We start from the raw sequence: 13,985 nt of genomic DNA, 5'->3' as shown, positions 1-13,985 counted from the left end.
GTCCCGCCCTCCGCTCAGGTCGCGTAGTCGGTCAACTCGTCGAGTGCGGGCTTCACGTGCTGCATGAACAGCTCCAACTGCCGGATCACGCTGTCGGCAGGCTGCTGCGCGAAGTGGTAGATCAGCACCACGTACTCGGCAGGCAACTGCTGCCAGAGCCGCACGTAGTCCTCACGCACCTGCTCGGGTGTGCCGACGACCCACAGGCCCGAGTTCAGCACCGAGCCCACGGGGTCGGCGGGGTCGAACCTCATCGGGGTGGTGCCGGCGTAGAGGTCGCGGAAGATGTCCACGTCGTACTCGGCGACCATCCGCCGCGCCTCATCAGCGGTGTCGGCGATCTGGCCCCAGCGCACCAGCGCCTGGTTCTGCCCGAGGGCGTAGATGCGGCCGCCTGCGGCCGCGGCGTCGACATAGGCGCCGCCGAACTCGGCGGCTCGTTCGATCTTCGAGAAGTACGTCGGGATGAACCCGCGCGGGCCGCAGTACTCCACGGTCTCCTTGCTGGCGTTGCTGGAGACGAAGACCGGCGGATGCGGTTGCGTGAGCGGCTTGGGCACGACGCTGACCCGGCGGATCCGGCCTTCGGCGTCCATCTCGCCGATCGCCCCCATCTCGCGGGTCGCGCTCATCGTCCAGTCGACGCCGTCCTCGTAGGGGTAGGGCACCTGCCACCGGCCCTTCGAGTCCACGCTGTCCTGGGTCCACGCCTGCTGGACGAGCTCGACGTTCTCCTCGAAGATCTCGCGGTTGATCTGGTCGTCGGAGATCCGCGTCGCCTGCGTCGCCGCGTCGAGCTGGGCCATCTGCTCGGGCGTCCCCTGCGGCGACAGCGTCGCCCTCGCGCCGAGGTGCTGGCCGAGGATGTTGGTCCAACGGGCCTGGTACCCGCGCGCGAACCCGCAGAAGGAGCGGCCCCCGGCGAGGTGGTCGAGCACCGCGACGTCCTCGGCGACCCGGAACGGGTTCTGCGCGCTCATCGTGTAGCCCAGCTGCCCGACCCGGATGCGCGTGGTGATCGCGGCCCAGTGCGCGTTGAGCAGCCCAGGGTTGGGGCCCACCTCGTAGCCCTCGCTGTGGAAGTGGTGCTCGATCGACGAGATCCCCCACAGGCCCAGGTCGTCGGCAGCGGTGACGATCTTCGGCAGCTCGCGGACGAGCGCCTGGTAGCGCTCCGCGTCGCGGCCGAGCGGACGCTTCTCGATGCGCTCCTCGCGGGTGCCCGGGATCTGGGGGTAGAGCTGCAGGATCACATTCACCATCGTCGCCGGGCTCCGCTCTCGATCGTCGCGCCTGGGGCCTGTCACGTTTCCCGTGCTGGACGCTACGGACAGTGGCCGCCCCTGACACGTGAGTGAGACACAGTGTGTGAGTGCCCCCGTTGTGGGCCAGAACAACGCGGCGACCAGCACGAACGTCCGAGACTTGGCCCTCCCGGCACGAGGGGGAGAGCCGATGCGGGCTGCTGCCGAGCGAGCTGGCAGTCGGGTGAACGGCACCGAGTTCGAGCGCGATCGTCCAGGTAGGAGCTAGTGTGCCGAACGACCGAACCCACACACCGCCGTGGGAGGGGGGTCGTGTAATGGTGCACGCCCAGTCGCCGAATCCGACCGTCCTCTTCGCGGACGAGCCCCTGTCGGCCGAGCTCTGCTCGTGGCTCGACGCGATCGCGGAGATCACGCGCGCGGCCAACCGGATCGTTCCGCTGGAGGAGCTGCTCGAGCTCATCGCCGGCGCCACGGCCCGGCTCACCGGCTACGAGTTCTGCGCCGTCTTCGTGGAGGACCAGGAGCGCGGATCGCTGGTGATCAGGGCGTCCTACGGGCTCTCGCCGGAGTACGTCGCCGCGATCAACGCCCAGACCCCCATCCCGGTGGGTCCCGGCGACACGGGTGAGGGCCCGTCGAGCCGTGCGTTCCGCTCGCAGCGGCCCACCACGGTCTACGACATCTCCGCCGACGCCGCGTCCCGTGCCTGGGAGACGGTGGCCGCCCAGCAGGGCTACTACTCCCTGCTGTCGGTGCCGCTCGTGGTCGGCCAGGTCCCCTTCGGTGTGCTGAACTGCTACACCGCGGACCGGCACGAGTTCAGCGCACGCGAGATCATCCTCATGGAGAGCATGGCCAACCAGGCCGGCCTCGCCATCGAGACCATCCGCAAGCTCGCCGAGGCGCAGGAACATGCTCGCGTGCTCCGGCACGGCTCGGCGGCACTGCGGGCGGAGCTCGAGGCGGCCCAGCACGCCGAGGCCAACCACGGCGAGCTGCTGCGCGTGGTGCTCAAGGGCGGCGGCGTGGGCGCCATCGCCGAGTCCCTCGCCACCAGACTCCGCTGCACGGTGCTCGTCGACGACGCTGCGGGACGACTGATCACGGCGGCCTCCGTCGACGGACGGCCCGCCACCCGCGACGGTCGCTGCGCGGCGCTGCACGAGCAGGCGAGGTCGCACCTCGCCGACGATCCCGATCTCGGCATCGCGGCCCTGCCTGCCGAGCTCGGCCCGGTGGACGGCTCGCCGGGTCTCGTCGTGCCCGTCGTCCTCGACGAGGACGTCGCCGGCCACCTGTGGGCGCTGTGCCCGCGCGCGCCGCTGGGGCCGCCGCACCGGCAGGCCCTGGTCCGCGCCGCCGCCGTGGTCGCGTTCGCGCTGCTGAAGGAGCGCACGGCGCAGGAGGTGGAGTGGCGCCTCTCCCGCGACTTCTTCGACGACCTGCTCGACGCGGAGGGGCAGTCGAGCCAGGCGCTGCACGCCCGGGCCCGCCAACTCGGCGCCGACCTCACCGAACCCCACACGGTGCTGGTCATCCGCCGTGACGCGCCGCAGGACGAGCCGACCGCCGTGCACGAGGACCGGGAGGCCTACGCGCAGCGCTCGCTGCTCTCGCTCGTCCAGCGCACCGGCGCCACCTGGAAGGGCGCGACGCTCACCGCCACCCGCAGCGACCACGTGGTGGTGCTGTGGCGGGAGAACGGGCAGTCACGCTCGGCGGCCGAGTTCGCCCACCACCTCCGGCGGGAGATCCTCGCCTACGCCGGTGGCTGGACGGCCACCATCGGCGTCGGCCCCACGTGCGTCGACGTGCAGGAGTACGGCGACGCCTACCGGCTCACCTCCAGCGTGCTCGACCTGGTGCAGCAGTCGGACCGTCGCGACCGCGTCGTGACACTCGACGAGATCGGCGCCTACCGCCTGCTGCTGCAGGTGAAACGCCCGCGCGAGCTGCGGTCCTTCGCCCAGGCCGTACTCGGCACCGTGCACGCCTACGACGAGCAGCACCAGTCGAAGCTGGGCCTGACCCTGCGCACCTACACCACCCACCGCTGCAACGCCGCCCTCACGGCCGGCGCGCTGCACGTGCACCCCAACACCGTCAGCTACCGGCTACGGCGGATCGAGCGGCTGCTCGGCATCGAGCTCGACGACCCACAGACTCTGCTGCACGTGCAGCTGGCCCTGATGATCGAGAACATCCTCGGCGACTGAGGCTCGCGGGCCGGGGCGATGGGCGAGCGGCCCGCCGAACGCTGCTCGAGATCAGCGGATCAGTACGGGCAGCCGTGCCGGGGAGGGGCTAGAGCTGTAGATACTGCTGCATCCATGTCGGGTCGGCTCGCATCGCCGCGGCCTCGCCCGAGGCGACGATGACACCTTGGTCGAGCACGTACACGCGGTCGGCCAGTTCGAGCGCCATCTGGCTGTTCTGCTCCACCAGCAGCACCCCGAGCCCCTCGTCGGCGACACGGCGCAGGGTGCGGGCCATCTCGGTGGCGATGATCGGGGCAAGGCCCTGCGTGATCTCGTCGACGAGCAGCAGGCGCGTGCCGCAGATGAGGGCGCGCCCGACGGCCACCATCTGCTGCTGGCCGCCCGACAAGCGGGAGGCGTCCCGGTCGAGGTGGGGTTCCAGCTGCGGGAACACCTCGAGTACCCGGCCCTGGGCTGCCGCGTGCTCGCCCTTGGGTACGCGGGCGCCGAGCGCGGCCAGCCGGAAGTTCTCGCGGACGGTGAGGCCGGGGAACATGCGCCGGTCCTCCGGCACGTATCCGATGCCGAACTGGGCCACCCGCTCGGTCGCCAGGCCGACGACGTCGTGGCCTGCGGCGCAGATGTGCCCGCCGCGCACCGACACCATCCCCATCACGGCCTTGACCGTCGTGGTCTTCCCGGCTCCGTTACGCCCGAGCAGGGCGACGAGCTCGCCGGGCTGCACCGTGAGCGACACGCCCTGCAGGACGTGCGCGAGACCGTAGTAGCCCTGCACCCCGCCGACCGCCAGCAGCGGTGCGTCGACAGGAGCGCGCCCGGGCGCCGCGGCGGTCACAGGCTCCCCGTCAGGTAGACCTCTTGAACCTCCGGATGCGACTTGACCTCGTCCGGTGTGCCCTCGAACAGCGTCGAGCCCTGGTGCAGCACGGTGATCGTGTCGGCAATGCTCAGGATGACGTCCATCTTGTGCTCGATCATGAGAACGGTGAGATCCCGGTTCAGCTCGCGGACGAGCTCGATCGTGGCGGCGGTGTCCGCGGGGCTCATCCCGGCGGTCGGTTCGTCGAGCAGCAGCAGCCGGGGCGACGTCGCCAGTGCGATAGCGAGGTCGAGCCTGCGCTGGTCGCCGTGCGACAGGTTGCTGGCGATCGTGTGGCGCTCGTCGGCCAGCCCGGTGCGTTCGAGCACCTCCTCGGTGTGGCGCACGACCGCCTTGATGCCGTCGGCCGGGCGCCAGAACACGTAGGAGTGGGCGGCGGCCTGCGCGGCGATCCGCACGTTCTCGAACACGGTCAGCAGCGGGAAGACCGTGGTGATCTGGTAGGACTTCGCCAGGCCACGGCGCGCCACCTTCGAGTAGGACATCCCGGTGATGTCGTGCCCGTCGAACTCGACGCGGCCCGCGTGCGGGCGGGTGTGCCCGGTGATGAGGTTGAACAGCGTGGTCTTGCCGGAGCCGTTCGGCCCGATCACCGCGTGCAGGCTGCCGCGCGGAACCTCGAGCGTGACGTCGTCGATGGCGTGGATCCCGCCGAACGACCGGTCGAGCCCGACGGCCCGCAGGATGAGGTCGCGCGCGGGTTCACTCATGACGACCTCCGGATGCGCGCCCGCAGGTACGCCGCAACCGACATGACCAGCCCCCACAGGCCCTGCGGGAACGCGAGCACGCACACCACGAAGATCGCGCCGACGAACAGCTGCCAGGACGCGAACTCACGGCTCAGCGTGCTCTCCAGCAGCAGGTAGACGACCGCACCGAGGAACGGTCCGAACAGCGACCCGCGCCCGCCGAGGATCGCCATGATCAGGACGATGCCGGACAGGAGCCAGTACGGCTGCAGGCCCACGAAGTTGTTCAGCATCGCGAACAGACCACCGGCCAGGCCCGCGACCGCGCCCGCGACGACGAACGTGACGAGCTGGACCAGGCGGGTGTTGTAGCCGCAGCCGCGCGCCCGCTCCTCGCTCTCCCGGATCGCCTGCAGCACACGTCCCATCGGCGACTCGGTGTAGAGGATGAGGCAGGCGAACACCGCGATGACGACGGCCGCGGTGAAGAGGAAGAACGTCAGCGGATCGGCGAGCGCACTGAGCCGCAACGTCGTGCCGGGCAGCCACGCCGTGGCGACCGGGATGCCCCCGAGCCCGTCGTCGCCGCCCGTCACGCTCCTCCACTGCAGTGCGATGAAGAAGCCGAGCTGGGCGAACGCCAGCGTCAGCATGGAGAAGTAGACCTCGGTGCGTCGCAGGCATATCGCCCCGACGAACACCGACAGCAGCGCCATCGCGACCGTCGCCACGAGCAGGGCGACCCAGGCGCTGGTGGTGACGTTCAGCAGCACCAGCCCGGCGGCGTAACCACCCCAGGCGAAGGGCAGCGCGTGGCCGAAGGAGACGAGTCCGCCGTAGCCGACGAGCAGGTTGAGCCCGGCTGCCCAGAGCCCGTAGATCAGCATCCCGATGGCGAGGCTCGGGTTCGGCACGGTGAACATCACGATCGCGGCCAGCACGACGAGGAGCCCCAGCTGCCCCCAGCTCCACCGACCGTGCGCCGGCACCGGCCGGGCCGCGGGCGGTGTGACCGCCTGCTCGGCGGGGCCGCCACCGGTGCTGCTGCGCGCGCTCACGTCGGTCATGTCGTCCCCAGCAGGCCGCGCGGACGGAACGTCATCACGAGGATCATGAGCACGAACGGCACGATGCCTGCGTAGATGCTGGCGTAGAGCGTGGTCAGCGAGACGAGCACGCCGATCAGCAGCCCCGCCACGACGGCTCCCCAGAAGCTGCCCATGCCCCCGACCACCACGACGACGAACGCGAGGATCAGGATGTCGGCGCCCATCTCCGGATAGACGCCGGTGATGGGTCCGGTGAGCACTCCGGCGACGCCGGCGACCGCGACGCCGAGCGCGAAGACCAGCGTGCGGTAGCGGTCGAACCGCACCCCGAGCGCGCGGATCATCACGTGGTCGCGGATGCCGGCGCGCACGATGAGCCCGACGTTCGTGCGCTGCAGGAACAGCCACAGCCCGGCCACCACGAGTCCCACGGCGACCACCACGAACAGCAGGTACGCGGGAACCGGACGGCCCACCCCGACGTCCACCTGGAAGTCGAAGATCGCCGGTGGGGGCACGCGGCGGCCGCCCGAGCCTGCGATCACCCGCACCCCCTCGATGATCACGTAGGTGAGGCCGAAGGTCAGCAGGAGCGCGTCCACCTGGTCGCGCCCGTACATGGGGCGGATGAGCCCCCGTTCGAGCACCACGCCGAGCAGGCCCATGACGATCGGCACGATCAGCAGGGCGGGCCAGATGCTGCCGGTCGCCACCGCGACGTAGGACGTGATGTAGGCACCGACCATGTAGAGGGCGCCGTGCGAGAAGTTGATGAACTCGAGCAGTCCGAAGATGAGATTGAGCCCCAACGCGAGCAGCACGAGCAGGGCTCCGCTGACCAGCCCGAGGATGAGCTGAGAGATCAGCTGGTCCATGTGCGGGTCTCCCCGTGGTCGACGTCGTCGGTGACGGTCGGCGCCGCGGTCAGGACGCCCTCCGGAACTCGGTGGCGACCTCCTGGCAGGTCGGTGCGAACTCCTCGGTGCCCGGCACCGTCCTGACCACCGCACGGAGCCCGAACCGGGCGTCGCCGCCGCGGCTCGCCGCCTCGTCGGTGCTGAGGCCTTCGAGCAGGTACACCGGCGCGAGCGCCTGGTGGTCGCACCCACGGATCGTCATCGGGCCCTGTCCGAGGGTGACCTCCTTGCCCTCGAGCGCCTGCCGGAACCCCTCCGGCGCGCCCTTCCCCGCCGCCACCTGCTCGCCGATCAGGTTCAGCGCGTTGTAGGTGTACACGCCGTAGCCGCCCGGGGGCCGGTCGTACTTCGCGCGGTAGGCCTGGACGTACTTCTGGACGCCCTCGTCGGGGACGTTCCAGTAGAACGCGGCCATCGCGTAGGTGCCGTCGATCAGGTCGTGGCCCAGTTCCTCGTCGAAGGTCAGGTCCTCGAGCGTGAGGAAGGTCCTGAGGCGGTCGGTCAGGCCGAACTGTGCGGCCTGGCGCAGGAAGCTCACCTGGTCTCGGCCCACGCCGCCGAAGACCAGCACGTCAGCGCCGGAACCCTCGATCGTCGGGATGTAGGGGTTGAAGTCCGTGGTGCCCAGCGGGAAGTACGCCGTGCCGGCGACGCCGCATCCCGCTTGTTCGGGGATCGCCGACGTGTAGGCGGCCTCCTGCTCGTGGCCGTAGGCGTAGTCCGGCAGGAGCATGAAGACCCGTTTGCCCAGGTCGCCGCAGATGTAGGGGGACGCCGCCTTGATCACCTGCGACGGCGTCGGCGCCAGGTGGTAGGTGACGGCGGGGTCGAAGTTCGGCGGCCGGTTGAGCTGCTCGGTCTGGCAGGCGCCCAGATAGGGCACGCCGGCCTGCTTGGCCACCTGGTTGATGGCAAGAGTCGTGGCGGCGGAGACGCAGCCGACCAGGAAGTCGACCCGTTCCTCCTGGACCAGGGCCTGCGCCTCGCGCAGTGCGATATCGGGTTTGAGCTGGTCGTCACGGACGATGAGCTCGATGGGCCGCTCCCCCGCCTTGCCGCCCATCTGCTCGACGGCCAGTTCGGCGCCGTTCTTCTGCTCCTCGCCCAGCTGCACGTACGCACCGGTGATGCCGGTGATGAGCCCGACCTTCACCGGCTCCGTGGACCCGGCACCTTCGCCGCCGGCGCCGCCTGCCACCGTGCCCCCGCATGATGTGATCAACAGCGCCGCGCACGCCAGGACGACCGCCTTGGCCCGCATGTGGTCCACCTCTCGCCGTCGACAGGTCCGGCGACCATACGAAAGATCACGCGGCACCAGGTCCGTGGCGCAGACAAACCCGGGTGGCGGAACTTGTCGGCTCGCACAAGCTGCACCCGGGGCTGATCGTGCTGTCATCGGCGCGCACCACGGCACGTCCACCGCAGTACGGCCGAGGAGAACTGGGGCGCGGATGCAGATCGGGCTGTTCCACTCCGTCCAGTGGCCGGAGGGCAGCGACCAGTCGGACCGGTACGCGCAGGCGCTGACGCAGGCCTGCCACGCCGACGCACTCGGCTTCGACTCCGTCTGGCTGACCGAACACCACTTCAGCCGGCACGGCATCGTCTCCGACAGCCTGATGGTGCTCGCCCATCTCGCAGCACGGACGACCACCGTGCGGCTCGGCACAGCGGTCTCCGTGCTCCCCCTGCACCACCCGCTGCGCTTCGCGGAGGCGGCGGCGACCGTCGACCAGCTCAGCCAGGGCCGTCTCGACCTCGGGATCGGGCGCGGGTACCAGCCGGGCGAGTTCCGCGGGTTCGGCGTCGACATCGCCGAGAAGCACGCCCGCTTCGACGAGGCCCTCGACGTGATCCGGACGGTGTGGGCGGCGGACGGGCCGGTGTCGCACTCCGGCCGGTACTTCTCGTTCACCGACGCCGCACCCCAGCCTCGCCCGTACCAGCAGCCGCACCCACCGTTGTGGGTCGCCACCGACAGCCCCGACGGCCTCGCCGCGTGTGCCGCGCAGGACTGGGGCGTGCTCCTGCCACAGGGCACGTCGCTGACCGTCACCGCGGGCCAGATGAAGCGCTACGTCGACGCGCTCGCCGGCGCGGGTCACGGTCCCGAACGCGCACGCGTCCACCTCGCCAGGGCCGCCTACGTCGCACCGACCGACGAGCAGGCCTGGGCCGATGCCGAGGGCCCGTACAAAGCCTTCCTCGGTTACGCCGACAAGCTCCGGCGGGCGACGGACGCGGGCGGTGAGAGCGGCCGCAGCCCGTTCGACCTCGACGCCGACCTGCGCTCGAGCGCGCTGTTCGGGAGTCCCGACACGGTGATCGCCGGGCTGGCGGCGATCCGCGAGCTGGGCATCGACCGCGTCATGCTCTTCATGCACATGGGCGAGCTGCCGCATCACAAGATCATGTCCTCGCTGGAGCTGTTCGCTCGCGAGGTGCTGCCCGTGGTTCGCGAGATGTGACCCCGGCACGACATCCGATCACCGCAGCCAGGAGGGACGCATGGCCGGTTCGCCCACCGAGGAGGTCGCCTTCCGCGGCGACGACACCATCCGCGACTACATCGAGAAGTACTCCAACTGGGGCCGGTGGGGCGAGGACGACGAGCTCGGGGCGTTGAACCACGTCGGCCCCGAGCAGATCCGGGCGGCGGCGGCACTCGTGCGTACCGGCAAGGCCATCTCGATGGGGCTGCCGCTCGATCTGAAGGGGCCGCAGTCCGGCGGGTTCCGCGCCAACCCGCTCAACATGATGACCGCGACGGGCACCGACTACCTCGCCGGCAAACAGGCCGTCCTGCCCGGTGGGTTCGGCCCGTCGAAGGGCTTCGGGTTCTCCGACGACGTGCTCGTCACGCCGAACCAGGCCGGCACCCAGTGGGACAGCCTCGCGCACATCTTCTGGAAGGGCCGGATGTACAACGGCTTCGACGCAGGCCACGTCACGGCGGGCGGCTCCACCCGGTGCGGCGTCGAGGTCCTGCGCGAGAGCTTCGTGATGCGTGGGGTGCTGCTCGACGTGGCACGCCACCACGGCGTCGACTGCCTGGAGCCGGGCTACCCCATCTCCGCCGACGACCTCGACGCCACGGCGTCCGCGCAGGGCGTCGAGATCCACACCGGCGACGCGATCATCGTCCGCACGGGGATGACCGAGACGCGCCGCGGCAACTGGGGCGACTACAACGGCGGCCCCGCCCCCGGCCTGTCGCTGCACACCGCACCCTGGCTGCACGCCCACGACATCGCGGCCATCGCCACGGACACCTGGGGATGCGAGGTGCGCCCGAACGAGGTCGACCTGTTCCAGCCGCTGCACGTCGTGGCCCTGGTGAACATGGGCATCCCGTTCGGCGAGATCTGGGACCTGCAGGCGATCGGCGAGGACTGCGCGCAGGACGGCACCTACGAGTTCCTGTTGTCCGCGGCGCCACTGCCCATCACCGGAGCGGCGGGCTCACCGCTGAACCCGCTGGCGATCAAATGAGTTCGGGCGGCCGGGGGTCAGCTGACGCGCATGTCGGCGGAATCCCCCGGTTCGCGCAGCCCGAAGGCGAGGGCCGGGTCACCGGGCACCCAGTCACCACGGAACTGCGCACCCTCCCCCAGGTCGCGGTTGCGGTGCAGCAGCGCACGACCCAGCTCCAGCCGGCCCGGCTCCCACGCCCGCAGCGCCGCATCGACGTCGCCGTCAGACGCGACCAGCGCCTCGGCCAGGGCCCACACGTCGTCGGCACCCTTCGCCGTGGCCGCAGCGGCGTGCGGACGCACCGTGAACGCCGCGTCCCCCACCAGGCAGACCCGCCCGAACGCCATCCGTGGCACCTCGACGTCGATCATCACCTGCAGGAACGGCGCCGGGATCCGGTCCACCACCTCCGTGAACGCCGGAGGCAGACCGCCTGCGGCAGCGCGCAGCTCGTCCACGTACTCCTCACGGACCGCGCCGGGAGGCATCGACACCTCGCGGCGGCGGCCCGTGCGGTCGGTGAGCAGATCGGCCAACGGCTTCCCGTCCGGCACGTTGCGGTACCAGACCAGGTTCATCAGCCGCTTCCCCCGCTCGACCGCGCCGTCGTAGTGCGGGATCGGGTAGGTGAGCGCGTGCGTCCCCCCGGGCGCGAAGTAGCTCAGGGCGTCGTCCAGCGCAGCCACCGTCTCCGCCGACAACGCCTGCTCGTCCACCACCCCGCGCCACCCGACGTAGCCGCCGTAGCTCTGCTCGACATCCGGCAGCAGGATGCGGCGGGCGAACGACGAGACCCCGTCGGCCGCCACCAGCAGGTCCGCGCCGGCGGAGCGGCCGCCTGCGAGTGCGAGCTCGACCCGGCCGTCGCGCTGCGCGATACCCACGACCTCGTGACCGAGGTGGTAGCGCGCGCGGCCGAAAGCACCCAGCAGAGCCCCGTACAACGTGTTGTAGCCGGTGAACCGGTGTCGCCGCTCCAGCTCCGCGAGCACGGCGCCGTCCGCGTTCAGGTAGCGGTGGAACCGGGCGGACGTGCTCACTGTGGCCAGGTCGAGCAGCGCGTGCTCCAGGAGGTAGCGCGCGGTCATCGGGTGCAGCACGAGGCCCACGCCGCGGCCCTCGAGCGGGACGTCCGAGCGCTCGTACACGTCGACGTCACAGCCGATGTCGCGCAGCACCAGCGCGGCGGTCAGCCCGACCAGCGAGCCACCCATCACGGCGACCTTCGGACGCGTCTTCACGAGCGGTCCCGCGTGCCCGGCGCAATCATGGCTACGACCTCCACGTGTGTGCAGCGAGAGGCCGGCATGACGAGGAGGTGGCCACATCTTCGGTGACGTCGACCCCTTCCGGGGGGATCAGGACAGCGAGCCGTTGCCCGACTGGGTGCGGGAGATGGCCGCCTGCGTCGACCTGCAGGAGCTCGCCGAGCGGGTGGTCGTCCGGGACATCACCGTCGCCTTCCCGCGCCTGGCAGGGGACGCGGACTTCGCCGAGCACCTGCGTTCGAGCGTGCGGGAGAACCTGCACGTCCTGCAGCAGGTGCTGTGCGGGCGGCTGGCGCTGTCCCAGGTGCGCCTCGAGCAACCGCTGGAGTTCGCGCGTGTCCAAGCCCGCCTGCGCATCCCGCAGACGGCGCTGCAGCGTTCCTACCGCGTCGGTTTCGTGACCATGTGGCAGGCGTGGGCGCAGCAACTGCGGGACGTCGCCGAGGCGAAGGACGTGCCGCGCGAGGAGGCCACGGCGGCGCTCGCGCGGCTCACGACCATGATCTTCGCCTACCAGGACCACGTGGCGTCGCAGGTGGCCGAGCAGTACGCGCGGGTCGACGACGCCCTCAACCGGTCGCGCGCCCACGTCCGGCACGGGCTGGTGCGCGAGATCCTGCGCACCGAGCTCACCTCGCTGCCCCCGTCGGACCTGCTCACGCTCGACTACGACCTCACCGCCCACCACGTCGCCGTCGTACTGCCCGCCGTCGCCGAGGGCACGGCGACCCAGCTCCTGGTCGGCCTGCGGGCCGCCACCGGTGTCCGGCACAGCCTGCTCCACCCCCTCGACCTGCGCTGCACGGCGGTGTGGCTCGGGCGCCCGCGAACCTGGCCCCGGCGCACCATCGGACAGCTGCGCGAGGTGCTCGAGACCGCGGGCGTGGAAGCCTCGCTCAGCGACCCGCTGCGCGGCCTGGCCGGATTCCGCCGAGCGCTGGAGCAGGCACAGGACGTCGAGAAGGTGCGTGCGGCATGGGGCCGCACCCAGGCGCCACCGGTGCTGGAGCACGGCGACGTGGCGCTCGAGATCCTGCTGCTTCGCGAGCCCGAACGCGCTCGCGGCTTCGTGCGGACGGAGCTGGGCGCTCTCGCCGACGACACGGCGGAGGCGGCCCGGCTGCGCGAGACGCTCGACGTCTCGTTCCGCCTCGGCACCCACGTCGCCGCTGCGGAGCGGCTGCAACTGCACGAGCACACGGTCCGCAACCGGCTGCACCGCGCCGAGGAGCACCTCGGCCATCCGCTGCACGAGCGCCGCACCGAACTGCAGGTCGCCCTGCGCCTGCTGCGGCTGCTCGGCGACGAGCGATAGCACCGGCCTCGTCCTCATCCTCCGGCCAACCGCTGCAGCACACCGAAGACGCACGCCGTGTCCTCGTGTACGCGGTCCTGCGCGACCGCGGCCTGGTAGAGCATGGCCGCCACGGAGAACAGCGGGGTCGGGCTCGCCACGCTCGCGGCGAGCTCTGCGATGAGCGCGTTGTCCTTCTGCATCGTCGCGACGGTCGCGGTGGCCTCGGCGTACTGCCCGGCCATCATCAACGGACCGCGCACCGCGAGCATCCGCGATCCGCCGGCCCCGTCGCCGACCGCGGTGAGCACCAGGTTCAGATCCAGGCCCGCGCGCTCGGCGAGCAGCAGCGCCTCCGCGGCGGCCGCGTTGTGCACCGCGACGAGCAGGTTCGCGACGAGCTTCATGGTGGTGCCCTGCCCGAAGGCGCCGACGTCGTACTGCGCCCTGGTGAAGGCCTGGAGGACCGGCATGGCCCGCTTCTTCGCCGCCTCGTCGCCGCTGAGGTAGGCGACCAGGTCACCGTCGCGCGCCTGCTGGCCCGTGCCGCTCATCGGGCAGTCGAGGAGCGTCGCGCCCCACTCCTGCGCGCGGCCGTGCCCGTCCCGCTTTGCCTGGGCCGAGAGCGTGCTCGTCTCCACGACGACGAGTCCCGCCCGGCCGCGGGCCCGCAGGCCGCCCTCGCCGTCCAGCACATCCATGAGCGCCCCGGCACTCGGCAACGAGGTGACGACGACGTCGGCGCCGTGGGCCACGCCGGCCGCGCTGTCGCACACCGTGCCGCCGCGCGCCTCGTGCTCGGCGCGCCGCCGAGGGTCGATGTCGAAGCCGAGAACCGGGAAGCCGGCTCCCAGGAGATGCGTGCTCATCGCCGACCCCATGACCCCCATGCCGACGACACCGACCGGCTCCTGCGGCACC

General features: G+C 71.2%; 12 protein-coding genes. 4 read left to right on the top strand and 8 right to left on the bottom strand.

What is annotated here, in order from left to right; all coding sequences use genetic code 11:
* Positions 1–14: 14 nt before the first annotated feature.
* The gene (locus tag ACQPZQ_RS20520; RefSeq protein ID WP_433298243.1) at positions 15–1,262 is read right to left on the bottom strand and encodes an LLM class flavin-dependent oxidoreductase; all 1,248 of its coding nucleotides are present in this window, start codon (positions 1,260–1,262) and stop codon (positions 15–17) included.
* A gap of 272 nt (positions 1,263–1,534) precedes the next feature.
* On the opposite strand from ACQPZQ_RS20520, the gene ACQPZQ_RS20515 reads away from it, so the two are divergent.
* Positions 1,535–3,484 (top strand): helix-turn-helix domain-containing protein, encoded by a 1,950-nt coding sequence (locus tag ACQPZQ_RS20515; RefSeq protein WP_433298241.1) that lies wholly within the window; start codon positions 1,535–1,537, stop codon positions 3,482–3,484.
* An 88-nt stretch (positions 3,485–3,572) separates the two neighbouring features.
* Here the strand turns inward: ACQPZQ_RS20515 and ACQPZQ_RS20510 are convergent, their stop codons facing one another.
* The 5 genes from ACQPZQ_RS20510 to ACQPZQ_RS20490 are packed head-to-tail and all read right to left on the bottom strand — an operon-like array spanning position 3,573 to position 8,286.
* On the bottom strand, positions 3,573–4,322 hold the full coding sequence (locus ACQPZQ_RS20510) for an ABC transporter ATP-binding protein (protein ID WP_433298239.1): 750 nt from the start codon (positions 4,320–4,322) through the stop codon (positions 3,573–3,575).
* Entirely contained in the window at positions 4,319–5,077 is a 759-nt protein-coding gene (locus ACQPZQ_RS20505; protein ID WP_433298237.1) for an ABC transporter ATP-binding protein, read from the bottom strand. Before ACQPZQ_RS20505 ends, ACQPZQ_RS20510 begins: the two co-directional genes overlap by 4 nt.
* Positions 5,074–6,126 carry a branched-chain amino acid ABC transporter permease gene (locus ACQPZQ_RS20500; RefSeq protein ID WP_433298235.1) on the bottom strand — a complete coding sequence of 351 codons (1,053 nt, stop codon included), beginning with the start codon at positions 6,124–6,126 and terminating at the stop codon, positions 5,074–5,076. Before ACQPZQ_RS20500 ends, ACQPZQ_RS20505 begins: the two co-directional genes overlap by 4 nt.
* Entirely contained in the window at positions 6,123–6,983 is an 861-nt protein-coding gene (locus ACQPZQ_RS20495) for a branched-chain amino acid ABC transporter permease (protein WP_433298233.1), read from the bottom strand. The genes ACQPZQ_RS20500 and ACQPZQ_RS20495 overlap by 4 nt, the downstream gene beginning before the upstream one ends.
* A 49-nt stretch (positions 6,984–7,032) precedes the next feature.
* A complete protein-coding gene (locus ACQPZQ_RS20490) occupies positions 7,033–8,286 on the bottom strand; it encodes an ABC transporter substrate-binding protein (protein WP_433298231.1) in 1,254 nt (417 codons plus the stop codon).
* A 193-nt stretch (positions 8,287–8,479) separates the two neighbouring features.
* Here ACQPZQ_RS20490 and ACQPZQ_RS20485 point away from each other — a divergent pair, with 193 nt between their 5' ends.
* Entirely contained in the window at positions 8,480–9,496 is a 1,017-nt protein-coding gene (locus tag ACQPZQ_RS20485; protein ID WP_433298229.1) for an LLM class flavin-dependent oxidoreductase, read from the top strand.
* A gap of 40 nt (positions 9,497–9,536) precedes the next feature.
* The gene (locus ACQPZQ_RS20480) at positions 9,537–10,520 is read left to right on the top strand and encodes a cyclase family protein (protein ID WP_433298227.1); all 984 of its coding nucleotides are present in this window, start codon (positions 9,537–9,539) and stop codon (positions 10,518–10,520) included.
* A 17-nt stretch (positions 10,521–10,537) separates the two neighbouring features.
* Here the strand turns inward: ACQPZQ_RS20480 and ACQPZQ_RS20475 are convergent, their stop codons facing one another.
* Positions 10,538–11,743 (bottom strand): NAD-binding protein, encoded by a 1,206-nt coding sequence (locus ACQPZQ_RS20475; protein ID WP_433298225.1) that lies wholly within the window; start codon positions 11,741–11,743, stop codon positions 10,538–10,540.
* 133 nt (positions 11,744–11,876) lie between these two features.
* On the opposite strand from ACQPZQ_RS20475, the gene ACQPZQ_RS20470 reads away from it, so the two are divergent.
* Complete coding sequence (locus ACQPZQ_RS20470; RefSeq protein WP_433298223.1) at positions 11,877–13,085, top strand: PucR family transcriptional regulator; 1,209 nt, start codon at positions 11,877–11,879, stop codon at positions 13,083–13,085.
* A gap of 14 nt (positions 13,086–13,099) precedes the next feature.
* Here ACQPZQ_RS20470 and ACQPZQ_RS20465 read toward each other — a convergent pair whose 3' ends face one another.
* Complete coding sequence (locus tag ACQPZQ_RS20465) at positions 13,100–13,984, bottom strand: NAD(P)-dependent oxidoreductase (protein ID WP_433298221.1); 885 nt, start codon at positions 13,982–13,984, stop codon at positions 13,100–13,102.
* Between the last annotated feature and the right edge of the window lies 1 nt (position 13,985).

This window comes from Pseudonocardia sp. CA-142604 (genome assembly GCF_050948475.1).
GTDB classification, from domain to species: domain Bacteria; phylum Actinomycetota; class Actinomycetes; order Mycobacteriales; family Pseudonocardiaceae; genus Pseudonocardia; species Pseudonocardia alaniniphila.
The sequence above is the reverse complement of the archived record's forward strand: the minus strand, read 5'-3'. Positions and strand labels throughout refer to the sequence as shown.

What these genes read in the sequence shown, in the direction of transcription:
- ACQPZQ_RS20490 (WP_433298231.1), bottom strand. Translation starts at nt 8,286, where the DNA reads ATGCGGGCCAAGGCGGTCGTCCTGGCGTGCGCGGCGCTGTTGATCACA.
- ACQPZQ_RS20500 (WP_433298235.1), bottom strand. Translation starts at nt 6,126, where the DNA reads ATGACCGACGTGAGCGCGCGCAGCAGCACCGGTGGCGGCCCCGCCGAG.
- ACQPZQ_RS20485 (WP_433298229.1), top strand. Translation starts at nt 8,480, where the DNA reads ATGCAGATCGGGCTGTTCCACTCCGTCCAGTGGCCGGAGGGCAGCGAC.
- ACQPZQ_RS20520 (WP_433298243.1), bottom strand. Translation starts at nt 1,262, where the DNA reads ATGGTGAATGTGATCCTGCAGCTCTACCCCCAGATCCCGGGCACCCGC.
- ACQPZQ_RS20480 (WP_433298227.1), top strand. Translation starts at nt 9,537, where the DNA reads ATGGCCGGTTCGCCCACCGAGGAGGTCGCCTTCCGCGGCGACGACACC.
- ACQPZQ_RS20505 (WP_433298237.1), bottom strand. Translation starts at nt 5,077, where the DNA reads ATGAGTGAACCCGCGCGCGACCTCATCCTGCGGGCCGTCGGGCTCGAC.
- ACQPZQ_RS20495 (WP_433298233.1), bottom strand. Translation starts at nt 6,983, where the DNA reads ATGGACCAGCTGATCTCTCAGCTCATCCTCGGGCTGGTCAGCGGAGCC.